The sequence below is a fragment of the Pirellulales bacterium genome, assembly GCA_035939775.1.
GTDB lineage: Bacteria > Planctomycetota > Planctomycetia > Pirellulales > DATAWG01 > DASZFO01.
The window spans coordinates 1-22,345 of record DASZFO010000230.1 but is presented as its reverse complement, the minus strand read 5'-3'; the positions used below and the strand labels follow the sequence as shown (position 1 = coordinate 22,345).

Here is a 22,345-nt window from a genome sequence, read left to right as displayed (position 1 = left end):
CTATAAAGCATTGAAGCTCCAACAATCATCCGTCGGGAATTCCGATCACGCTCCAGCGGAGCGGAGTCGCTTCCACGCCCAATAAGGCCCGCGTTCCTGCCCCGTCGCTGGAGATCATCACCTGTTGTCCGATGCCCGCTCCCAAGTTGTCGATCGCCAGTTGTGGATCGCCGTCGGCCGTCCGCCCATCGACCAACAGGGGCTGCACGATCAGTAGTTTCCAGCCGTTCATCGACGAATGTTTCGCCGTGGCGGTTGCGGTTCCAACGACAAGTCCAAGTTGCATAAGTAGCAGGCACACTCCGAGTGCCATCCGCTGGTTCTTGTTGCGGCACACGGAGTGTGCCTACTACATTACGGTCTTCCCAAAATCCTCAAGTCATCGATCAACGAGCAGCGCCGCTCGCGGGTGAACGTGAGCGGCGTGGTGACACCTTCTCCCGTCGGTGTGGCGATCGAAAACGACAAGTATCCTTCGCCCCCCAACCCCAACGATGCCATGCACGGACCGTTCTTCACGAACAGCGTCGTGTCGAGCGCCCGGCCCATCTTCGTCATGTTTCGCACGTTGTTCGAGTGAATGATGCTCGTGTGGCGGAAGCCGTGCTCGTAGAACTTCGCCTTCGCGATCGCCTCGTCCACGTCGCGGCAGCGGACAAACGGCAGGAAGGGCATCATTTGCTCAACGGGAACGAACGGATTCTGCTCGTCCGTCTCGCCGAAGAGCAACTCCGTCTTTGGCGGCACTTGCTTGCCGATTCCGCGGGCGAGAACGGCCGCATCTTGTCCGAGAAACTCCTTCGCCGGCACGTCGTGCTTGTGGTCCACTTCGCCGACGGTCGCGATCGCCACGCGGGTCAGGGCATCGACCTCACGCGAATTAAGCCGCACCGCGCCCGCCCGGTCCATCGCTGCCATCATCGGATCGAAGACCTCATCGACCACGAACACTTCCTTTTCCGAGATACAGAGAAGATTGTTGTCGTAGGCCGCCCCATAAATGATGGCTCGGGCGGCACGATCGAGATCGGCGGTCTCATCGACCACGACCGGCGGATTTCCCGGCCCGGCAACGATCGCCCGCTTTGAACTCTGCAGCGCCGCCCGCGCGACGGAGGGGCCGCCGGTGACGCAGATCAGCTTGACTCCGCGATGCTTGAAGATCGCCTCGGCTGATTCGAGAGTCGGCTCGGCGATGACGCAAATCAGATTGTCGATTCCCAATTCGCGATAAATGGCTTGATTGAACCGGCGAACTCCTTCCGCCGCGACGCGCTTGCCGCTGGGATGCGGATTGACCACCAGCGTGTTGCCGCCGGCGATCATGTTGATGGCGTTGCCCGTGATCGTGGGGAGCGAATGCGTTACGGGAGTGATCGCTCCGATGACGCCGAAGGGCGCGTGCTCGATCACGGCCAGCCCATGATCGCCGCTGAACACTTCGCTCCTGAGGAATTCGATGCCGGGCGTCCGCTCGCCGAGCGTTTTGAGTTTCTCGATCTTGTGCTCCAGCCGGCCGATCCGCGTCTCCTCCATCTCCATCGTCCCCAGCTCGACCGATTGCTCGATCGAGATGCGGCGAATGTGGTCGATTATCCGCTTGCGGTCGGCCAAAGTGCGCTCGCTCAGTTCCTCGAAGGCCTGCGTGGCCGCGGTGACCGCCTCATCGACGCAGGTGAACACGCCATGCCGGCCCGCTAAGCTGCGCGGGACGGCATTCGACTTCGGCTGAAGCTGCGACAGCACTTGCTCGACGACGGAGCGGATTAGTTGTTCGGTCGCTTGCATAGGTTGGTTCTTGGTAGGGTGCGTCAAGCGAAGCGCTGACGCACCCTACAATTCGACTTCGTCACTCCGTATCTCGCTGGAACACGCATTGCTGATCGACGTGCACTTTATCGACGATCCCGACGATCACGGTGTCGATCGGCAGGTTCTTGGTCTCCGGCGTCAGTCGAGCGCTCGAGCCTTGCGTGATGAGCACAAACTCTCCTTCACCGGCCCCAACTGTGTCCACGGCCACAAACGTTCGCCCGGTGGTCTTGAGCGATCGTCGCGTTTCCGGATCGAGCCGATACGGTTCGACGACGAGCAACTTATGCCCGACCATCGAATTCACTTTCTGCGTGGCGACCACGGAGCCGGTGACCTTGGCGACAAACATGAGTGGGTCCCTTTAACCTTCGGTTTCCAAAAGCCGCTTGGTTTGCCGGGCGACGACCAGCTCTTCATTCGTCGGCACGATCCAAAGCTGCACGCGGCTTGCCGCGGCGTCGATCCGCGCCTCGCCGCGGGCTGATCCGTTCTTGTCGCGGTCCAGCACGATGCCCAGCGCCTCGAGATCGCGGCACACGGCGGTCCGAATTCCGCCGCTTTTCTCACCGATCCCTCCGGTGAAGACGATCGCGTCCGCCCCGCCGAGTTCCGCGAGATACGCGCCGAGATAGTGGCGGATGCTCGTTGTGAACACGTCGAGCGCTAGCTTTGCCCGAGCGTTTCCGCCGGCGGCAGCCTGTTCCAGGTCGCGCACATCGCCGCTCACGCCGCTCAAGCCGAGTAATCCGCTCCGTTCGGCGAGCATATCGAGCACCTCATCGAGCGATTTGCCGGTCCGCCGCATCACCAGCGGCAAGGCGAACGGGTCAAAATCGCCGACGCGGTTGTTCTGCGGCAAGCCAGATTGCGGGCTCATGCCCATGCTCGTGGCCACGCTTCGCCCGTCGCGAATCGCGCACAGTGAACTCGAACCGCCAAGGTGACAGGAGATCAATCTCAAATCGCGGCGGCCTGTGAGCTGCGCCGTTCGCTCGGCGATGTAGCGATGGCTCGCCCCGTGGAAGCCCCAGCGTTGCACTCGAAACTCCGTGGCCCATTCGTGCGGCGCCGCGTAGTGACGCAGCCGCTCGGGAATCGTGGCGTGAAACCCCGTCTCGAAGGCGGCGATCAATGGAACGCCGGGCTGCTTCTCGCTCAAGAGCCGCATGGCCGCGATGTAAGGCGGATTATGGGCCGGGGCGACTTGGCTGACCTCTTCCATCGCGGCCACGACTTGCGGCGTGATTCGCTGGACTCCGCTCACCGACCCACCATGCACCGCCTTGAGTCCAATCGCCGCCACCTCGCGGGCATCTTTGAGGCAGCCGGTGGCCGGATCAGTCAACTGCGCCAGGCAAGCTCGGACGGCCGCCGCATGGTCGGGGGCCGAGAGCGTTTGCTCTGTGTATTTGCCACCAATCTCGACGAACGAGCCGCTCGTCGCCGCGCCGATCCGTTCGACCCCGCCGCGCGCCAATTGGCGCTCGTCGGTCATGTCGAACAACCGGTACTTGAAGCTCGTCGAGCCCAAGTTTGCCACGAGGATTTTCATGCGCTGCGCCTTCTCGCGCTTTCGTACTTTGTACTTCGTACTTCGTACTTCGCCTGTGCTCACGTCAGATACGCCGCGACCAGCCCATCCGCGGGGCGCGGAATGATATGGCTGGAGATCAACTCGCCGACTTGCGTCGCGGCGGCGGCCCCCGCTTCGACGGCGGCCCGCACGCTGCCGACATCCCCCGAGACGACGGTCGTCACCAACCCGCCGCCGATCGACACTCGCTTGACGATCTCGACATTGGCCGCCTTGGCCATCGCGTCGGTCGCTTCCACCAGGGCAACGAGCCCTTTCGTTTCTACTAAGCCGATTGCACTTTGCATGATGGGTGTAGTCCTTGAAAAGGATGAAAATGTTGTAGTCGCACTCCGTGTGCCGTGATAAACCGGAGCGGACGGCACGCGGAGCGTGCCTGCTACTTAGACGGTCGATCAATCCGCTCCCTTCGCTACCGCCTCCTTGCCGGCGGGGAGCACGATGCCCAAATCGTCATGCGGGCGAGGGATCACCTGCACGCTGACCACTTCACCGATCCGGCCGGCTGCACTGGCCCCCGCATCGGTCGCGGCCTTTACGGCGGCCACGTCGCCGGTCACGAAGGCCGTGACCAAGCCGCTGCCCACCTTGTCCCAACCAAGGAACTGGACGTTGGCGGCCTTCATCATCGCATCGCTCGCTTCGACCAGGGCAACAAAACCCTTGGTCTCAATCATGCCAAGCGCTTCCATCACTTTTGCCATAGTGTTTCTCCAAAAAAAAGCCTTTGGCCCCTACACAAACAACTCTACTTTCGTCGCGTGATCCAAATCGGCAGCGTTACCTTCGTCGGTGTCGATGTGGACCTCAAGTTTGCTCGTCGCATCGGCGCGAACCAACAGATCATTGAAAACTGCACTGCATGTCGAGACGATCCGCAGGTTTATCCGATCGCCGTTCTTGACGCCGTAGTATGCCGCGTGCTCGAGATTCATGTGGACGTGCCGCTCGGCGCGGATCACGCCTTGTTTCATCTCAACCACCCCGGCCGGGCCGACGAGCACGCAGCCGGGCGTTCCCTCGACTTTGCCGCTCGGGCGGACTGGCAAATCGATTCCCATCGAGATGCCGTCGGTAAACGCTAATTCGACTTGGCTGTGCCGCCGCGTCGGGCCGAGCACGCGAACGGCCGGCAACATCTTCCGCCGCGGGCCGACCATCATCACCGTCTCTTCTGCCGCGTAAAACCCGTCTTGATAAAGGTCCTTCATCGGCGTGAGCTTGTGTCCCGCGCCGAACAACGTCTCGACGTCTTGATCGGTCAAATGGCAATGCCGCGCCGAAATGCTCACCACAAGGTTCGGAGTGCCCGGCGGCGCGCTCGGCCGCCCCATAACGATTTCGCGCACGATCCGCTCGACGGACGCTCGATCTAGTGTGGCGGAAACCATGAATCAAGGATGATGTACAAAGTGCGAAGTATGAATTGTCGATTCTTGGCCGAGCGGCGACTGGCCAACCGTGGCCGACGCTGCCAGCGTCGGTCAATACGTGTTGCTATGCCCTATGCCTCGACCCCTTTTTCCGCGATCAGTAGATTGACTCCGCTGGCACCAATTCGCTGCCGCCATTTCGTGCTAATCTCATCATCCACGACGAGGTATTGCACCGCGTCGAGCGGACCGATATGCGCCAGACTCTGATGACCAAACTTGGTGCTGTCGGCCACGACGATCACCTCTTCGGCCGCGTGCATCATCGCCCGCTCTGTTTCAACCAGCAGCAAATTGCTGTTGTAAAATCCGCGCTCGTTGATCGCGGCGACGCTTAGCACCGTCTTGCGCACGTTCAGTCGAGCCAGCATTTCGTTGGCGTACGGGCCAAGCGAAACCCCGGTCCGCGGATAGACATAGCCGCCTAGCAACACTAGGTCGGTGTTGGCCCCGGAAGCGAACAGATTCGCTACCGGCAGCGAGTTCGTCACAATCTGCAAAGGCCGACCGACAAGCAGCCGGGCCACCTCGTAAGCCGTCGTCCCGCCATCGAGCAGCAGCGTGTCGCCGTTCTCGATCAACTCGGCGGCCCGGCGAGCGATCAGCCGTTTCTTGTCCCATTGGGCCGGCTGACGTTCGTCGAAATGCGGCAATTTCGGCGATGTGCCCGTGTAAAACACACCGCCATGAGTCCGCTTCGCCGTGCCGGCTGTTTCCAATTGATCGAGGTCGCGGCGGACGGTCGATTCCGAAACTTGCAACTTTTCCGCCAGATCTGGAAGTGACGCAAAACCGTGCGATCGGACTAATTCCAGCAGCCGATCTCGTCGCTTTTCGGCCAAAACCACGATAAAACCCTCCGACCACCAATCATCCTCATTGCCAGAGTATGACATTTATCGTGAACGACAACAAGCAGATTATTTCACACTTTGAATGTTTATATCCATATCGCCTGGAAACAGCGTCCGTCCAAGTTGCAACCACCGCTCACCGTTGAATTTAAGACGAAAGGGTTGGAGTATAAATCGATCTATTGCTAGATTGTGTTCAGGTCAGCCGCGCGCCAATCTGGAATTTGCGATGTCGAGCCAGCTAAAGAATCCGGTCCAATTCGGGCGAACCGCTTCCGAAGGCACGCGCGAATCAGCGCAGGCGGCCTTGGTTGACGTCGGATCGTACTTACACAGCCGTGGATGGTCGCTCGCTACTAGCAGCAATTACAGCGTCGTGCTCAGCCGCGATCCGCTCCGGCTCCTTCTCACCGCCAGCGGGAAGGACAAGGGGCGATTGAAGCGAACCGATTTTGTCGTTGTCGACGAGACTGGTCGAGCGGTTGCTCCAACGGACCAGCGCCCGTCAGCCGAGACGCTGCTGCACGTCGCGTTGGCTCAGCAACAGGGAGTCGGCGCGGTGCTGCACACGCATTCCGTGTGGGGAACGCTCGTTTCCGATTGGCGCCGCGAGGCCGGTTTTGTGCGGATCGCCGACTATGAAATGCTCAAGGGGCTGGAAGGGATTCACACGCACGAACATGCGCTCGATGTGCCGATCTTCGACAACACCCAGGACATTGCCGCTTTGGCCGCTCAGGTCGAGGCGCGGCTGGCCGATCGAGTCCATCCCCTGCAATATGGCTTCCTCATTCATCGACACGGACTGTACACTTGGGGGCGCGATCTGGACGAGGCCCGCCGGCACGTCGAGGTGTTTGAGTTCTTGTTCGAGGTGGTTGGCAGAAGCATGGAACCGCCAAGGCGCCAAGAACGCCCAGAAGAGAGAATGACGAGAAACCAAGGAGGCAGTGATGGCCACGATTACGATTCCCAATGAAAACCGCCGCATCGATGATGCGGAAGAAATCCGCGAGTTTCTCGCTCCGTATGGCATCTGGCACGAGCGCTGGCAGCTAGAGGACCGGGTCGATCCGGATGCCTCGCCGGAGGAAATCCTGGCGGCTTACGCTCCCGAAGTCGAGCGGCTGATGCGGCGAGGTGGCTACGTCACGGCCGACGTGATCAATGTCTCGCCCGACGTGCCGGGACTTCAAGAAATGCTTGATCGCTTCAACAAGGAACATACGCACAGCGAAGACGAGGTGCGCTTTATCGTAAAGGGGCGGGGTGTTTTTCACATCCACGGCGCCGATGGCCGAGTGTTTGCAATCGAAGTCGAAGGGGGTGATCTGATCAACGTGCCGAACGGAACTCAGCACTGGTTCGACCTTTGCGCGGATCGGACCATCCGCGCGATCCGCTTGTTTCAGGACAAGTCGGGCTGGACGCCGCAGTATATCGAAGGCGGCGTCCATGCCGGTTACGCTCCGCTCTGCTGGGGACCGAACTACTTGCCGACGAACGGCCCTCGGATTGAGCAAGTGCGAATCTAGATTGGTCCGAACCGTCGCTGAACAACGGCGTCACAATGCGATGCTATTTGGGAATTCCGTTATTTGAAATGTTCTTCCTTTTCGTGCTGAGCGCTGGAGTTGCCGTGTCCGTGATCTTGGCGTGTGCCCGATGATCGCTCGGTTTGCGAGGAAGCTGTGATCCACTTCGCCGGCCGGGCCATTTTACTGGACGTGGAGGGCACCACCTCATCGATCCGCTTCGTGAACGACGTGCTCTTCAGCTACGCCCGGCAGATGCTCGACAGTTATCTTCGCTCGCATTGGGACACCGACGAGCAGGCCCATGCTCGCGAGCAGATTGCCCGCGACACTGGGGCGGAATCGTTCGCCGCCTGGTCGCGCGGCGAGCCGCGGCAGCGGGCCCGCGAGCAACTGCGGATGGAAGTGACCCGGCTGATGGATCGCGACGCCAAGACGACCGGGCTAAAGGAGTTGCAGGGGCTGATCTGGAAAGAGGGCTTCGAGGCCGGCAAGCTGCGGGCCCACGTTTATCCCGACGTCGTGCCCGCCCTGCGCCGCTGGAACGAGGCGGGCCTCGATGTGCGAATCTACTCGTCCGGCAGCGTCACGGCCCAGCGGCTGTTTTTCTCGCACACCGACGTCGGTGATCTCTCGGCTTTCTTCAAGGGAAACTACGACACGACGGCCGGCCCGAAGCGATCGCACGAAAGCTATGCGAAGATCGCCGCCGACATCGCCCTGCCGCCCGAGCAGATTCTATTCTTGAGCGACGTAGTCGCCGAGTTGGATGCCGCCCAGGCCGCCGGCTTGCAAACGGCATTAGTCGCTCGCGCCGAAAACGCGCCGACCGGCGACGGTCACGAACATTCGGTGATACACGACTTCAGCGAAGTCGAAATCGGCTGACGAAATCCATAGCTGAATTCGCCGGAATTCAGTCTTGGATCTCTCCACAAGGGGCGCCGGAATTCTGGCGAATTCCGCTACGTTGTTTGCCGAGCCGCAATCATTCGCGGCGCGTCGGCCGAGCGGCGATCATCTTGGCGGAAAGCTGGCCGAGCTTCTCGCGCATGGCGACCGAACCGGCATCGATCGATTTCTTGCGGGCCTCAAGCTGCTCGGCTTCCGCGGCGCGACCCAGTCCGCGGAGCGCGAGGCAATACGAGTCGAGAACCTCGGCGATGGCGGGATGGTTTGAGCCATGCCCTTTTTCGCGAGTGGCCAGCGCGCTGGCCAGCAGCGGCTCGGCGGCAGCGTAGTTCTGTTTGGCGACGTACAACTCGCCGAGATACTGCATCGCATAGCTGGGCACGGGGCTGCTCTCGCCGAAGGCCTCTTTGCCGGCCGTGATGGCGTTCTTGAGGATCGTCTCGGCCTGAGCCAATTGCCCCGTCTTAATGTAGATTCGGGCCAGCCGGCTACGGCAACCAATCAGAATCGGCGACTCGCCAAACGCCTCCTGCAAGACTTCCATCGCCTTGAGCTGCGTCGTCTCGGCGGCCGGATAATTCTGGGCGCGATAGTAGACACCGGCCAAGTGTTGCAGACACTCGCCGGCAATCGACCTGCCGTTTGGCCCGAGGTCGTCGGCCTTTTGCATCGCCTGTTTGAGCAGATTCGCCGATTGATCGAAATCGCCGACCTCCTTGTAAATCACGCCGATCATCATCAGGCAATAGGCGGTCGAGGTGTCTTCCTCGCCGAGCATGCTGAACACGTCGCAGGCCCGCTGAAGCGTTTGGACGGCCTCGACGTAATCTCCCATATTCATCCACATGCCGCTCATGGCCAACAGGCCATTGCCGTAAACCGGCGAGACAAGCCCCTCGGTTTGTTCGGTGACAGCCAGACCGTGCTGATAGGCCTGCGCGGCGCTCTTGAAATCGCCGAGCAGCGCGTATTTGTCGGCGATGAACAGCGCGAGTCGTCCATAGGCCGCACTCTGTTGAGAGCCAACTTGCTGATAGAGTCTGATCGCGTCGAGCCCCTTGGAAAGCGCGACCTCGAAATGCCCCTTGGTGCTCTCGGCCTCGGCGTCGGCTTCGATTTGTGCGGCTTGCTTTATCAGCTTGCGATCGGCAGGCGTGAGCGAGGCAAGCCAGCGGTTCTCCGCCACGCGATTGCGAGCCGATTTGACGAAGTCGCTCTTCTCGCCATTCATCTGGATCTGCACCGCGACATACGCATTCAGTTTCTCGCCCGCGGCAGCGAAGTCTTCTTGATCCTGGAAGGCTCTCGCCTGCGTCGCCAGCTCATTCGCCTGAGCGATCAACGACGTTTTCTTGCAGCGCTCGGCCCAGGCATTGTCGGCAGCGGGTTTTGCGGGAGCGACCTCTCCGCGCGTGTAGATGGAGGGCGGGGCGACGACGGCAACGCCCGAGTCGGCGCTCGCTGGATTCGCGCCGCTGTCCGCCGCGGCCTTTTTTGCATCGTCGCCGGTCGAAGCGGTTTTCGAGCAACCGCCGCTGAGTAACGTTATCGCCGAGAGCGTAAAGAGGCCGAAACACAAAGTGCGCTGTCGAGCGATCGCGCGGCCTGAGACGGTGGAACCCATTATTGCCTCCATGCGCATGGGATGCCCAGAAGAATCGGGGCGGCATTATGACCGATTGGGTGAATCCGGCCCAGGTCGTTTTCCGAGAGTCGATTCGGCGGGCGAGGGAGTATAATTCAGCGCCGATGAGAGTTGTCGGACTCCCACCAATCTATTTATTACCCGTCATTTAACGAAACTTATGGCCGCCACGAATCGAGAAAAGCAGATTGCCGAAGCCGAGGAGCTGTTCGGGGACCGCCTGGCGGAGGTCGGATTCGCCAAGGGACTTTATTTCGGCCGGTTTTTGAACCGCAAGCTGCTCTCGTATCCCGATTTTTCGTCCGATTACGATACGGCTCGACGGGTTGAGGGATTGCGGCAATTCTGCCAGGAGCGGATCGATCCGGTCGCGATCGACCGCGAGGCCATGATCCCTCAAGACGTTGTGGACGGACTCGGCCAACTGGGAATGCTTGGGGCGTGCTTGCCGACAAGCTGCGGCGGGCTCGGCTTGAGCCAGACTGCTTACTGCCGGCTATTGGAGGTGCTCGGCGGCCATTGTGCCAGCACGGCTCTGTTCGTTAATGCGCATCATTCGATCGGACCGCGGGCGGTCGTGCTGTTCGGTACGCCGGACCAACAAGCCAAGTGGCTCCCCAATCTGGCGAGCGGCCGCTGGATTAGCGCCTTCGCACTGACCGAGCCGCAAGCAGGCAGCGACGCCGCCAACGTGCAGACCACCGCCACGCCGACGCCCGACGGCCGCGGGTATGTGCTTAACGGCGAAAAGCGCTGGATCACCAACGGCAGCCTGGCTCAAGTGCTCACCGTGATGGCACGTACCCCAGTCCCGAACAGCACGGAGACTAAGATCACGGCCTTCATCGTCACGCCGGACATGCCGGGCTTCGAGGTGACTGAGGCGCGAATGCCCAAGTGCGGCGTGCGCGGCACCGCGACGAGCCGGCTGGCGTTTCACGACATGTTCGTGCCGCGGGAGAACGTCCTAGGACAGCTTGGCAAAGGGCTCAAGGTTGCCCTGACGGTGCTCGATTTCGGCCGTACGACCTTCGGCGCCACCTGCACCGGCGCGGCGAAGATCTGCGCCGAGCGGGCGGCAAAGCATGCCGCGACGCGGATTCAATTCGGCCAGCCGATCGGACAATTTGAGCTGGTCAAGGAGAAGTTGGCCTATATGAACGCGGGCATCTTCGCGACGGAGGCGGCCACCTATCTCACGGCTGCACTGATCGATTCGGGGCACGACGACTACATGCTCGAAACGGCCATGCTCAAGGTTTTCGCGACTGACACGCTGTGGCGGATCGTGAACGACACGATTCAGATTTTTGGCGGCAAGGCCTATTTCACCGACGAGCCGTACGAACGGATGATGCGCGACGCGCGGATCAACATGATCGGCGAAGGAGCCAACGACGTGCTGCGAGCATTCGTCGCATTGGTCGGAATGCGCGATGTCGGCCTGGAACTGCAATCCGTGCTGACGGCTTTCAAACGGCCGCTCAAAAACTTCGGCAAGCTGAGCGACTTTGTCGGCCGGCGCATGGAATCGCTGTTCCGCCCGCCGGAGGTGAGCGTGTCCCATGCCGAATTGGAGCCGGACGCGCGACGGCTCGGCAAGCTGATTGCCCAATTCGGCGCGAACGTCGAGCGGCTGCTGCGAACGTATCGCGAGGGGATTGTCGATCGTGAATACCAGCTCGGCCGAATTGGCGAGTCGGCGATTGAACTCTATGTGAGCGCGTGCGTGCTGAAACGGCTGGACACGACATTCGGACAGGCCGACCACGGCGGGGCGTCCGCGCACGACGGCGAAGCAAAAACTCGGAGCGACTTGATCATCGCGCGGCATTATCTCCACACTGCGGAGCGGCGAATTCGCGGCCACCTTACCGCCCTGTGGGACAACGACGATCGCTCAACCACGCAGGCGGCCAATCTTTTGCTGCCCTGAAGAATCGCCTCGCCGCCTGTAGCCGACGCGGCTAACGTCGGCGTGGATGGGGCGGTGGCCGCCGCAAGGCATCTCCATTCTCTCGCTCCACCGCATTCTGCGCGGATTCACCATCTCAGCGTGAGAGGCTACCGACAATTCCGCCGCGAGAAGATTTAGCGACGAAGTAAACCCTAACGCGCCGAAAAGATACGAGTCACCAATCGCCTGTGACTCGACTCTTCTCTGAACGGATTCCCAATGCAAGACGTGCAAGCAATGCTTGCGGGCGCAATCTCTTGTGTCGAGCGGGGAGAACTCGATGCCGCGGAAGAACTCAGCCGCGGCATTTTGCGTAGCGATCCGCTCTGTCCGAGAGCCCTGCACATACTGGGCGTCGTCGCTCGTAAGACGGACCGGCTCCAACTGGCAATTTCCGTATTGCAGGATGCCTCGCGATGGAGTCCCGACGACGCCGGGATTTATTGTGAACTCGGATTGGCGCTCTCGGATTCGCGGCGCGAGGATGAGGCGATAGCTCATTACCATCGAGCGATCGAGATCCAACCGCAGTATGGCGACGCCTGCCTGAATTTGGCGGCGGCCCTCGATCGATTGGAACAACTCGACGCAGCCCTTACTTGGGCGCGCCGCGCCGCGGAACTCCTGCCAAATAATCCGATCGCTCACTTCAATTTGGCAAACATCTGGCGGCAGTTCGGCAACTTGGACGAGGCGAGCGTCGAATTCCGATTCGTTATCCGTCTCGATCCCTTGTTCGCCAACGCCCGTTGGAACCTCGCCTGCTGCCGGCTGCTGGCGGGCGATTTCGAGACCGGCTGGCCAGAATACGAATGGCGGGAGAAGGCGGGCGAGGTGCCGCTGGATCACTATCCGCAGCCGCGCTGGAACGGCGAATCGCTCGAAGCAGAGACGATTCTCGTCCATTCCGAGCAAGGCATCGGCGACGAGGTTCTGTTCGCCTCATGTTTGCCGGATCTGATCGCCAGGGCCGGGCATTGCGTCATCGTCTGCGAGCCGCGTCTGGAAAAGCTCTTCGCCCGCTCGTTTCCGACGGCTACGGTGCACGGGATCGCGCGCCGTAAAGATAGGATCGCTGCCAATCTCGTAGAAAAGATCGACAAGCAGACACCGGCGGGCAGCTTGCCGCTGCATTTTCGCCCTTCGCGCGAGAGCTTTCCGCAGCGGCAGTCGTTCTTGACCGTCGATTCGCAAGCACGGTCCAAGTGGCAAGACCGCCTCGACGCGATTGGCCCCGGCCTGAAGGTCGGCATCTCTTGGCGCGCGGGGGGCCAGCCATCCGAACGACGCAAGCGAACCACTGGGCTAAAACATTGGCGGAATATTTTCCCCGTCGCCGGCGTTCATTTCATCAACCTCCAATACGGCGAAAGCGCGGACGAGATCGCCGCCGCCCAGCGCGAGTTTGGGGTGGTCATTCACGATTGGAATGATGCCGATCCACTGATCGATCTGGACGCCTTCGCGGCCAAGATCGCCGCGTTGGACCTGGTGATTTCGGTCGGCAATGCAACGGTGCATCTGGCCGGCGCATTGGGCGTTCCGTGCTGGACCCTGCTACCGAAAGTTCCCGGCTGGCGCTGGATGATCGAAGGAGACCAAAGCATTTGGTATCCGAGCGTCCGGCTGTTTCGACAGCCCGAGCGCGGCCAATGGCAGCCGGTGTTCGACGCCGTCGCGGCGATGCTCGCCGAAGTCGCGGCCGCCTCCGATCCGCCTCCGACCGCGACGCGCGGCGTCATCGCTCCCCTCTGCCCTGGCGGGAGAGGGGCCGGGGGTGAGGGGGCGAACGCCGATGATCGGCCAACCGACCAGTTAAGACCCGCGGCGCGAGACGCTTCCTCTCCGCTTCAATTCGACTCAGCAGCGACGTTCGATTCCGCCTCAAGCGCCTTCGAACGCGGTGATCTCGCCGTAGCCGAGGCGTCCTGCCGGCGAGTGCTCGACCACATGCCGCGCCACGCTCCAGCGCTCAATCTGCTCGGGCAAATCGCGCGCCGAACTGGCCGTCTCGACTTGGCGATCCGCACGCTCGTTCGAGCGGTCGCGGCGGCCGACCAGAATCCGACCGTCCAATTGAATTTGGCTTCGGCCCAACATGAGGCTGGCGATTTGGCCGCGGCGATCGAATCCTATCGCCGCGCTATTGTAATGGATTCGACGCTCGTCGATGGTCATTTCGGGCTCGGCAAATCCCTTCGCGCCAGAGGCCTACGCGCGGAAGCGATCACTGAGCTTGAAGAAACCGTTCGCCGTCAACCCAATCATCACAAAGCGCTCAATCTGCTCGGCGGCGCTTATCTGGAAGCCGGACGATGGACGGACGCAGAACGGGCTTTTCGCGCGGCCGTGAAACTCCGGCCCGACTACATGGCGGCGCACAACAATCTGGGAATGGCGCTCGAACGTCAGGGGCGATTGCCCGAGGCGCTGGCGTGTTTCGACAGCGCCTTGGAACTCGATGACCGCTGCCTCCAGGCAGTCAGCAATCTGGCCGGCGTATTGAACCGGCTCGGTCAACATAGCGTGGCCTCTCTGGTGCAGAATCAGGCCGTCGGGCTGCGCGCCGCAGGCTAACTTAAGGAAAACCATTTCGATGGATGGAATCGACGAACGAGTGAAACTCGCAGCCGACCAGTTGAATACCGGCAACACGGCCGCCGCCGAAAAAATCGCGCGAGATCTTCTCGCCGCCGCCCCGCGAAACATCAACGCCTTGCGGCTTATGGGAGCGATCACGCGCAAACAGGGGCAACTGGAGCGGTCCCTCGAGTACTTTCAAGAGGCGCTGCGTCTGAACGATCAAAAAGGATTGCTGCATTTCGAGTTGGGCACGGCCTACACCGAATTGCAGCGATCCGAAGAAGCCTTTGAATGCTATTACAAGGCGGTGCAACTCGATCCGACGCTGCAGCCCGCCTATGTCAACCTCAGCGCTCTCATGGAGCAGCACGAGCGCTATGAGGAAGCCATCGAATGGGCGGAGAAGGCGATCGCGCTAAAACCAGACTGTGGGCTCTCCCACTACAATCTGGCCAACGCCCAGCGTGAATTGGGCCGCTTGAGCGATGCGATCGCGAGCTATGAAAAGTCGCGAGGCCTCAAGCCCGACCATGCCAAGACGCATTGGAATATGGGCATTTGCCATTTGCTGGCCGGCAACTTCCGCGAGGGTTGGCGGCTCTTCGAGTGCCGCCAAGAGGCCCAAGAAGTGTTTTTCGACCGCTATCCGCAACCCCGCTGGAATGGCTCGTCGCTGGCCGACAAGACGATCGTCGTGCACGCCGAGCAAGGGATCGGCGATGAGGTTCTATTCGCTTCTTGCTTTCCGGACTTGGTTCCCCTGGCCAAACGCTGCATCTTGGTCTGCGACCCCCGGCTTGAGCGTCTCCTGGCTCGTTCGTTCCCCCAGGCGGTCGTTTACACTCATCTGCGCCGCAAAGATTGGTCGCCCCCCGTGTTGCCGGAACAGATCGACGTGCAGATTCCGGCCGGGAGCCTGCCGTTTTTCTTCCGGTCCGCTCCCGGCAGCTTTCCACGCCGCGACCGGTTTTTCGCGGTCGATCCGCAACTTCTGGCTACGTGGCGGAAGCGGTTGGCGGCGATCGGGCCTGGCTTGAAGATCGGCATTTCCTGGCGGGCGGGAGGCAAGCGGCTCGAAAGCCGAAAACGGACAATTCCCTTGGACGACTGGGCCAAGATCTTCGCGATTCCCGGCACGCAGTTCGTCAACCTGCAATACGGCGATGCCGGCGCCGAGATGGCCGCGGCGCGAGCCAAGTTTGGCATCGAGATCCATGATTGGGAGGAAGGGGACCCGCTGATCGATATCGACGGCTTTGCCGCTAAGATCGCCGCGCTCGATCTGGTGATTTCCGTCGGCAATGCAACCGTGCACATCGCGGGCGCGGTCGGCACCCCTTCCTGGACGCTGCTGCCGATGGTCCCGTCCTGGCGGTGGATGATCGCTGGCGAGGAAAGTCCATGGTACGGCCAAGTGCGCCTGTTTCGTCAGCCGACCCCTGGCGACTGGGGACCGGTGCTCGACCGAATCACGCGGATGTTGCGCGAACGAGTTGGAGCAGCGGGCTACGCATCGGCTTCGGCGGCCTCCGCCGCGGCGACGAAATCAACGGGCTTGATTCGGTCGAGTCAATCGGAGCGGGCGAATCGCTGGTTTGGCCCGGCCGATCTGGCGGGTCACAAAACGGATCAGCTCGTCAGGGAGTTACTCGAAGAGGCCGGGCGACATGAAGCGGCCAACGAATTGGCCCAGGCCGAGACAAAATATCGCGAGGTGCTGCAATTGGCCCCGCGACACTTTGCCGCTTTGAACGGTTTGGGCATCGTCGCCCGCAAGACGGGCCGCACGGAGTTGGCAATCCGATCGTTTCGCAGATCGCTGGCGATGGTCGATGCGTTGCCGATCCACCAGTTGAACTTGGCCGATTCATTGGCCGACGCCGGTCGCTGGGACGAGGCGCTCGACTGCCACCGTCGAGCGCTTGAACTCGACCCGGCGCACGTCGCGGCCCAGGTTCAAGCCGGTCGGATGTTGCAGCGGTTGCAACGGCACGGTGAGGCGATCGAGCATTTCCAGAAGGCGCTGGCGATTACGCCGCACGACGAGAATGCTCTGGCGGAACTCGGCCGAAGCCTCACGCTCAGTTGCCGGATCGACGAGGCCATCGCCCACTTGGAGCAAGCCGTGCAGTTGCGCCCCGATTCGGCGGCACTCCAGGTCGCCCTCGGATCGGCTTATGGTGGAGATCAACGCTATGCCGAGGCCGAGCTATGTTTCCGCTGCGCTACCGAGATCGAGCCGGCGCATGCCATGGCTCATTTCCTGCTCGCGCAGGTCCTTCAATCACTCGACAAAAGCCTCGAAGCCACCGACCGCTACGAGCAAGTGCTCGAGTTGGACGAGGGTTACACCAGCGCTTTGGCGCCGTTAGCCATGTTGCGACGCCAGTTGGGCCAACTCGAAGCCGCCGCATCGCTCTTCCGCCGGGCCTTGGCGCTGCGGCCAGCCGATCCGCAAGTGCTTAATTCGCTCGGCGTTGTGCTCAGTGAACAATGCGCAGCGGAAGACGCGCTCGATTGCTTTGGCGACGCGATCCAGTTTGCTCCCGCGTATGCCGAAGCGCACGTCAATCGCGCATTCGCCCTGTTGCGAATGGGCCGGCTCGCCGAGGGCTGGCCGGAATACGAATGGCGCTGGAAATGTCCTGACTCCGGACGATCGCCAGCAGGTTTTAAACAGCCGGTCTGGGACGGTACGTCGTTAGCGGCCATGATGATCCTGGTTCACGGCGAACAAGGATTAGCGGATGAAATCATGTTCGCATCGTGCTATCCGGATCTAATGGAACGAGCGGCTGGTTGCGTGATCGCCTGCGATCCGCGGCTCGAGTCACTGTTGCGCAGGTCGTTCTCCCCGTCCCGCGTGTGCCCCGTCAACCGCAGCCGGGAGCAGCAGTGGCAACCGCCGGCCGGAGTGAAGTTCGACGTCCAAATCCCGTCGGGCAGTCTGCCGCTTCATCTGCGGCCGACGCTCAACAGCTTTCCGAGCCGCGAGCCGTACCTCATCGCCGATCCGAGCACCGTCGCGTCGCGCCGCGAATGGTTGGATAGTCTCGGCGACGGACTCAAGATCGGCGTCGGGCTGAGCGCTGCCGCAAGCAACAAGCACGAGCCCCAGCAGCCACTGTCCCGCAGCCAGTTTAGTTCGCTCGAAAGCTTGACCGGCGCCAAGTTCATTCATCTCTCGGAAGGCTCGAACGCGACCGCGAGCCTAAAGGCGGCGGCCGATTCGGGATTGCTAATCCGGCGCTGGCCGACAGAACCGAGCCAGCACGACATCGATGAATTGGCTGCCCGAATCGCGGCGCTCGATCTGCTGATTTGCGACGGCGGATTGATTGCCCACTTGGCGGGCGCTCTCGGCGTGCCAACCTGGGTTGTCTTGGGGATCAACGCCGAGTGGCATTGGTTGGGAAGTGCTGACAAGACGGTTTGGTATCCGACGGTCCGATTATTCCGACAAGTGCAGCCAGACGATTGGTCCATTCCGATCGAGCGATTGCGGCAGGAATTGCTCAATTCGACCGGTCCCGCGGCCGATCACAAACGGATGAGAACGATCAGCGGGCCGCATTGGTCGTTCCGTCGGGCCACTACCTAGCGTGAGCAAACGTCGATGGGTCGAATCAGCGCCAGCACCGGCCTCGTGACCGGATTCCCGATCGCCAGCACGGTGAGCCAATTGATCCAATTGGAATCGGGGCCGGTCAACAATCTGAAGGCCCAGAATACCACGCTGCAAAACCAGCAGACGGCGCTCACGCAGCTCGAGGCCCAGCTCATCGCGCTGCAATCCTCGGCGAAGAACCTCTCCCAGTCGTCGCTTTATAGTCAGCGCACCGTCACGAGCACCAACTCCGCGGCCCTTTCGGCATCCGCCAACGCGACGGGAACGCCTCCGCAATTGGGCAACTACCTGTTCACGCCGCTCCAGCAGGCCCAATCCGAGCAATTGCAAAGTTCGCAGTTTGCCAGCGACAGTTCGCCGATCGGCGCCGGCACGTTTTCCTTTCGGTTCGGCGGATTTATCGACAATTCGGTCCCGTTGGCGCTCACCAACGGCGGCAGCGGCGTCGCGCCGGGCAAGATTCAAATCACCGACCGCAGCGGCGCAACCGGCACGATCGATCTCAGCGCGGCGCAAACGATCGGCGACGTGATTCAAGCGATCAACTCCAGCACGTTAATCCACGTTCAAGCCCAGGCGGTCGGAGATCATCTCCAGCTTACCGACACCAGCGGCTCGACAGCCGCGAATCTGAAGGTCCAAGAGGTTGCCGGCGGCACGACCGCCGCGTCGCTCGGTTTGGCGGGCATCAATGCGGCCGCGTCGACCGCCAGCGGCCAGGACATCCTTTCACTGTTCAATGGGGTGCCGACCAACAGCCTCAACGACGGGACCGGCGTGCGGTTCGATCCGGTCTTGCCCGACGTGAAAGTGAGCCTCGCCGACGGCACGCAGATCAATGTCACCCTGCACACGCAGCCGGTCACGGGAACCTTCGCTTCGGGGACCACCGACGCGGCCAACGGCGTCAACGCCGGCGTGCAATTCACGGCCAAGCAGGCCGGCTCGACGCTGGCCGGCGTAACGGCCACATTCGTTGATGATCCTTCGATCACCGCCGGCAATGAGACGGTCACCTACAACTCGCAGGCCAAGACGCTCGTCTTCAAAATCCAGCAGGGAAAAACCACCGCCGACGACATCATCGCGGCGCTCGGCCGTGATCCCACCGCTTCCGCGGCCTTCTCCGGGCATCGCGCCGCGGGGGGCAACGGATCGGGCTTCGTGACGATATCCGATATCGCCCTGACGGCCGGTCCGCAATCGACCGCCACGACGCCCGGCACTCTGGGAACGAATTCCAAGCTCACGTTCACCGCGAAGAGCGGCGGCACCAGCTTCGACAATGTGCAAATCAGCTTCGTCAATAACGGCGCGATCGCGGCCGGCCACGAAACCGTCCAATACGATAACAGCAATCCGCTGCAACCCAAGTTGATCTTTCAGATTGCCGCAGGGCAAACGACCGCCAGCGACATCGTGACGGCGCTGAACAACGATCCGACCGCCAGCCAACTCTTCACCGCGGCGCCAGCCACCGGCAGCGACGGAACCGGAATCGTCAGCAATACGGACACGGCTGTCACCTCGGGGGGCGCGATAATCGAACCCATTCCGCCGGGATCGCCCACGACGCTCGGCGATGTGCTCGCCGCGCTCAATGCCGCCGCCCCAGGAAAGCTCCAGGCAAGCATTTCGCCGGGTGGTCAGGGTATTAAGTTGACCGATCTGACTTCCGGCGGCGGTACGTTTTCGATCACCGATCAAAACAGCTCCCATGCCGTCGAGGATCTCGGTCTGACCGCCGCAGCTTCAGGGGGAGTCATCAGCGGCACAAAGCTGCTCGGCGGGTTGGCCACCTCACTGCTCAAAGATCTGAATGGCGCGGCGGGGATCAACAGCCTCGGCACACTCGATCTCACTGACCGAAGCGGCGCGACCGCCAGCGTCGATCTGTCGCATGCCCAGACGGTCGACGACGTGATCTCAGCCATCAATGCCGCGGGGATCGGCATCCAGGCCGGCGTCAACTCGGCCCGGAACGGAATACAGTTGACCGACACGACGGGTTCAACCGCGAGCAATCTGATCGTGTCGGATGGCGACGCTCATCAAACGGCCGAAAAGCTTGGTCTGGCCGTGAATGGTGCTGCGGCCGAGAAAAACAGCGGCGATCTTGATCTAAAGACCGTCAGCGAAAACACCAAGCTCGCCTCGCTCAATGGCGGCGCCGGCGTCGCCGCCGGATCGTTCACGATCACCGACACCAGCGGCCGCTCCGCCAAGGTCAACGTCAATAGCCAAGTCCTGACGGTCGGCGATCTGATCCAGGCGATCGACAACACGGGCCTCTCCGTACAAGCCCAGGTCAATAGCACAGGGGACGGCGTCGAACTCGTCGATACGGCCCACGGAAGCGGATCGTTAAAGGTTCAGGAAGGGAGCGCCACCACCGCTGGCGATTTGCACATCCTTGGCGCCGCCAGCACTCAGACCATCGGCGGGCAGCCGACGCAGGTGGTCGATGGCGCGACTACCTTCCACGTTGCCATTTCCTCGACCGACTCGCTGCAGAGTTTGATCAACAAGATCAATGGGCTGGACGCGGGCGTGTCGGCGTCGGAATCGAACGACGGCTCGTCAGTCAATCCATTCCGGTTTACGCTCACTAGCCAAGCGACCGGCAGCGCAAGCCAATTGCTCTTCGACACGTCGCAGGCGGGATTTAGCCTCCAGCAGACTGCTCAGGGCCAGGATGCGCTCTTGCTCTCCGGCACGCCCGGCGCGGGGGGTTTCCTGGCCGCGTCCTCGACCAATACCTTCAAGAGTGTGTTGCCGGGAGCGACCGTTACGGTCAACGGCACGGCGACGTCCCCCGTCACGCTGACCGTCGCCGCCAGCAATTCGAATCTCGCCACGACGGTGCAAGCCTTTGTCGACACCTACAACACGCTGCATTCGAGTCTTGCGAGCGACACCAGCTACAACACGACCACCAATACGGGTGCGATCTTGCAAGGAGACGGCAGCCTCTTGCAGGTCGACACGGATTTGTCGAATCTGCTTTCCGGGACGGTATCTGGCGCGGGGTCGATTCAATCACTTGCCGCGTTGGGAATCACAGTCGCCCAGGACGGCTCGCTGCAGCTCGACTCGAATCAGTTGCAGAATGAGATTTCCACCAATCCGCAAGCCGTCCAGCAGTTCTTTACGACCTCCGGCTCGGGCTTTTCCGATAAGCTGAGCGCATTGGTCGATCAACTGGCTGGCCCGACGAATTCATTGCTGGACGACCGAATCACGGCCATCACCGCAACCATTCAGAGCAACCAACAACGGATCGATACACTCAATGCCCGCCTGACGGCCGATCAAACGCGGTTGACCAACGAGTTCAACAACGCCGAGGTGGCAGTCTCGAAGATGCAAGCCAACCTCAGCGCGCTGTCGGCGCTCCAGAGCTTTGCCACCATCGGCGGCCAGATCGGCAGCTCGTCGTCGTTGAACCCGAGCGCGTCAAGCGGTTCGACCAGCTCGACCGGCAGCTCGACCGGCTCGATAGGCTCAGCGTTCTGATAACGTAGTAGGCACACTCCGTGTGCCATAGCATCGGAGATCAACATGACCCCCGCAGCGCGCGAAGAGTATTTGGCGACTGAGATCCTCACGGCCGCTCCGCAAAAGTTGCAGTTGATGCTGATCGATGCCGCGATCCGCTTCGGCCGCGGCGCCGAGCTGCATTGGCGAAGTCGCCAGAACGAAGCCGCGTTCAACGCCCTGATTCGCTGTCAGGAAATCGTGTCGCAGTTGATCTCCGGCTTGGCGCCGAACCTGGAGTCGCCGCTGGTGCGGCAGATTTCCGCCGTCTACGCCTTCGTCTATCGCTCGGTGGTCTCCGCCGGGTTTCATCATGCCCCGCAGAAGCTCGCCGATGCACTGAGGGTCTTGGAAATCGAACGGGAGACCTGGCTGCAAGTTTGCGAGCGGCTGGGAACAAAACGGGCGGACGACGCCGCTGAAACGTCGAATACGGAATCGAAGGCACCTTCGCCGCTCGTGTTCGATCTGCCGAATGCTGCCGAGCCGCTTTCGGGGTTTTCATTCGAAGCTTGATTCCCGAGCTAGCAGCTAGCATTGGAAAACTCGACGCAACCGTCAGGGATCGACGTTTTCCTCAACCGGGCCGCGCGACCGTTCCGAAGTAAGGAATGTGCAACCCAATGGCGGGTCGGCGTGTCGCACGCAGAGAGCGGCCGTTCCGACGCCGCCGTTTTCCGCCATCCTCGAATCGACCTGCGCCGCCGCAGGCATCATTCACTTTGGAAGGGATTCAACATGCTGAGGATCTTCATTGGTTGGGATTCCCGTTTTCCCGAGCCGGCCGACGTGCTTCGTTATAGCCTGCTCAAGCACTCGTCGATCCCGCTCGACATCCAATATCTCAAGCTC

General features: G+C 61.4%; 17 protein-coding genes. 8 read left to right on the top strand and 9 right to left on the bottom strand.

Annotated features, from left to right (window positions below; translation table 11 throughout):
* Window positions 1-25 precede the first annotated feature (25 nt).
* The 8 genes from VGY55_14400 to VGY55_14365 form a co-directional block, all read right to left on the bottom strand.
* Window positions 26-286, bottom strand: a complete 261-nt coding sequence (locus tag VGY55_14400; protein ID HEV2971161.1) for a EutN/CcmL family microcompartment protein — start codon at window positions 284-286, stop codon at window positions 26-28.
* A gap of 68 nt (window positions 287-354) precedes the next feature.
* Window positions 355-1,788, bottom strand: a complete 1,434-nt coding sequence (locus VGY55_14395) for an aldehyde dehydrogenase family protein (GenBank protein HEV2971160.1) — start codon at window positions 1,786-1,788, stop codon at window positions 355-357.
* Window positions 1,789-1,849: 61 nt separating this feature from the next.
* The gene (locus tag VGY55_14390) at window positions 1,850-2,164 is read right to left on the bottom strand and encodes a EutN/CcmL family microcompartment protein (protein HEV2971159.1); all 315 of its coding nucleotides are present in this window, start codon (window positions 2,162-2,164) and stop codon (window positions 1,850-1,852) included.
* Window positions 2,165-2,176: 12 nt separating this feature from the next.
* The gene (locus tag VGY55_14385) at window positions 2,177-3,367 is read right to left on the bottom strand and encodes an acetate/propionate family kinase (protein ID HEV2971158.1); all 1,191 of its coding nucleotides are present in this window, start codon (window positions 3,365-3,367) and stop codon (window positions 2,177-2,179) included.
* A 59-nt stretch (window positions 3,368-3,426) separates the two neighbouring features.
* Window positions 3,427-3,696, bottom strand: coding sequence for a BMC domain-containing protein (locus VGY55_14380; protein HEV2971157.1), 270 nt, complete (start codon window positions 3,694-3,696; stop codon window positions 3,427-3,429).
* 108 nt (window positions 3,697-3,804) lie between these two features.
* The gene (locus VGY55_14375) at window positions 3,805-4,113 is read right to left on the bottom strand and encodes a BMC domain-containing protein (GenBank protein ID HEV2971156.1); all 309 of its coding nucleotides are present in this window, start codon (window positions 4,111-4,113) and stop codon (window positions 3,805-3,807) included.
* Between the two features lie 30 nt (window positions 4,114-4,143).
* Window positions 4,144-4,800 carry a phosphate propanoyltransferase gene (pduL, locus tag VGY55_14370; protein HEV2971155.1) on the bottom strand — a complete coding sequence of 219 codons (657 nt, stop codon included), beginning with the start codon at window positions 4,798-4,800 and terminating at the stop codon, window positions 4,144-4,146.
* 113 nt (window positions 4,801-4,913) lie between these two features.
* The gene (locus VGY55_14365) at window positions 4,914-5,738 is read right to left on the bottom strand and encodes a DeoR/GlpR family DNA-binding transcription regulator (GenBank protein ID HEV2971154.1); all 825 of its coding nucleotides are present in this window, start codon (window positions 5,736-5,738) and stop codon (window positions 4,914-4,916) included.
* 187 nt (window positions 5,739-5,925) lie between these two features.
* On the opposite strand from VGY55_14365, the gene mtnB reads away from it, so the two are divergent.
* The 3 genes from mtnB to mtnC all read left to right on the top strand — a co-directional run bounded on the left by mtnB (window position 5,926) and on the right by mtnC (window position 8,119).
* Window positions 5,926-6,675: a methylthioribulose 1-phosphate dehydratase gene (gene mtnB, locus VGY55_14360; protein ID HEV2971153.1), complete on the top strand. Its 750-nt coding sequence runs from the start codon at window positions 5,926-5,928 to the stop codon at window positions 6,673-6,675.
* A complete protein-coding gene (locus tag VGY55_14355; GenBank protein HEV2971152.1) occupies window positions 6,650-7,231 on the top strand; it encodes a cupin domain-containing protein in 582 nt (193 codons plus the stop codon). Before mtnB ends, VGY55_14355 begins: the two co-directional genes overlap by 26 nt.
* Before the next feature lie 123 nt (window positions 7,232-7,354).
* Window positions 7,355-8,119, top strand: coding sequence for an acireductone synthase (gene mtnC, locus VGY55_14350; protein ID HEV2971151.1), 765 nt, complete (start codon window positions 7,355-7,357; stop codon window positions 8,117-8,119).
* Between the two features lie 100 nt (window positions 8,120-8,219).
* On the opposite strand, the gene VGY55_14345 is transcribed toward mtnC, so the two are convergent.
* Window positions 8,220-9,767: a tetratricopeptide repeat protein gene (locus VGY55_14345; GenBank protein HEV2971150.1), complete on the bottom strand. Its 1,548-nt coding sequence runs from the start codon at window positions 9,765-9,767 to the stop codon at window positions 8,220-8,222.
* Between the two features lie 181 nt (window positions 9,768-9,948).
* Here VGY55_14345 and VGY55_14340 point away from each other — a divergent pair, with 181 nt between their 5' ends.
* The 5 genes from VGY55_14340 (at window position 9,949) to VGY55_14320 (ending at window position 22,009) form a co-directional block, all read left to right on the top strand.
* Entirely contained in the window at window positions 9,949-11,724 is a 1,776-nt protein-coding gene (locus tag VGY55_14340) for an acyl-CoA dehydrogenase family protein (protein HEV2971149.1), read from the top strand.
* Between the two features lie 240 nt (window positions 11,725-11,964).
* Window positions 11,965-14,322, top strand: a complete 2,358-nt coding sequence (locus tag VGY55_14335; GenBank protein ID HEV2971148.1) for a tetratricopeptide repeat protein — start codon at window positions 11,965-11,967, stop codon at window positions 14,320-14,322.
* A 19-nt stretch (window positions 14,323-14,341) separates the two neighbouring features.
* A complete protein-coding gene (locus tag VGY55_14330) occupies window positions 14,342-17,929 on the top strand; it encodes a tetratricopeptide repeat protein (GenBank protein ID HEV2971147.1) in 3,588 nt (1,195 codons plus the stop codon).
* 15 nt (window positions 17,930-17,944) lie between these two features.
* Window positions 17,945-21,472 carry a flagellar filament capping protein FliD gene (gene fliD / locus VGY55_14325; GenBank protein HEV2971146.1) on the top strand — a complete coding sequence of 1,176 codons (3,528 nt, stop codon included), beginning with the start codon at window positions 17,945-17,947 and terminating at the stop codon, window positions 21,470-21,472.
* Between the two features lie 45 nt (window positions 21,473-21,517).
* The gene (locus VGY55_14320) at window positions 21,518-22,009 is read left to right on the top strand and encodes a flagellar export chaperone FliS (GenBank protein HEV2971145.1); all 492 of its coding nucleotides are present in this window, start codon (window positions 21,518-21,520) and stop codon (window positions 22,007-22,009) included.
* Window positions 22,010-22,345: the final 336 nt, after the last annotated feature.

What these genes read in the sequence shown, in the direction of transcription:
- VGY55_14375 (HEV2971156.1), bottom strand. Translation starts at nt 4,113, where the DNA reads ATGGCAAAAGTGATGGAAGCGCTTGGCATGATTGAGACCAAGGGTTTT.
- VGY55_14385 (HEV2971158.1), bottom strand. Translation starts at nt 3,367, where the DNA reads ATGAAAATCCTCGTGGCAAACTTGGGCTCGACGAGCTTCAAGTACCGG.
- VGY55_14395 (HEV2971160.1), bottom strand. Translation starts at nt 1,788, where the DNA reads ATGCAAGCGACCGAACAACTAATCCGCTCCGTCGTCGAGCAAGTGCTG.
- pduL (HEV2971155.1), bottom strand. Translation starts at nt 4,800, where the DNA reads ATGGTTTCCGCCACACTAGATCGAGCGTCCGTCGAGCGGATCGTGCGC.
- VGY55_14365 (HEV2971154.1), bottom strand. Translation starts at nt 5,738, where the DNA reads ATGTCATACTCTGGCAATGAGGATGATTGGTGGTCGGAGGGTTTTATC.
- VGY55_14355 (HEV2971152.1), top strand. Translation starts at nt 6,650, where the DNA reads ATGGCCACGATTACGATTCCCAATGAAAACCGCCGCATCGATGATGCG.
- VGY55_14380 (HEV2971157.1), bottom strand. Translation starts at nt 3,696, where the DNA reads ATGCAAAGTGCAATCGGCTTAGTAGAAACGAAAGGGCTCGTTGCCCTG.
- VGY55_14320 (HEV2971145.1), top strand. Translation starts at nt 21,518, where the DNA reads ATGACCCCCGCAGCGCGCGAAGAGTATTTGGCGACTGAGATCCTCACG.
- VGY55_14390 (HEV2971159.1), bottom strand. Translation starts at nt 2,164, where the DNA reads ATGTTTGTCGCCAAGGTCACCGGCTCCGTGGTCGCCACGCAGAAAGTG.
- VGY55_14340 (HEV2971149.1), top strand. Translation starts at nt 9,949, where the DNA reads ATGGCCGCCACGAATCGAGAAAAGCAGATTGCCGAAGCCGAGGAGCTG.
- VGY55_14345 (HEV2971150.1), bottom strand. Translation starts at nt 9,767, where the DNA reads ATGGGTTCCACCGTCTCAGGCCGCGCGATCGCTCGACAGCGCACTTTG.
- fliD (HEV2971146.1), top strand. Translation starts at nt 17,945, where the DNA reads ATGGGTCGAATCAGCGCCAGCACCGGCCTCGTGACCGGATTCCCGATC.
- VGY55_14400 (HEV2971161.1), bottom strand. Translation starts at nt 286, where the DNA reads ATGCAACTTGGACTTGTCGTTGGAACCGCAACCGCCACGGCGAAACAT.
- mtnB (HEV2971153.1), top strand. Translation starts at nt 5,926, where the DNA reads ATGTCGAGCCAGCTAAAGAATCCGGTCCAATTCGGGCGAACCGCTTCC.
- VGY55_14335 (HEV2971148.1), top strand. Translation starts at nt 11,965, where the DNA reads ATGCAAGACGTGCAAGCAATGCTTGCGGGCGCAATCTCTTGTGTCGAG.
- VGY55_14330 (HEV2971147.1), top strand. Translation starts at nt 14,342, where the DNA reads ATGGATGGAATCGACGAACGAGTGAAACTCGCAGCCGACCAGTTGAAT.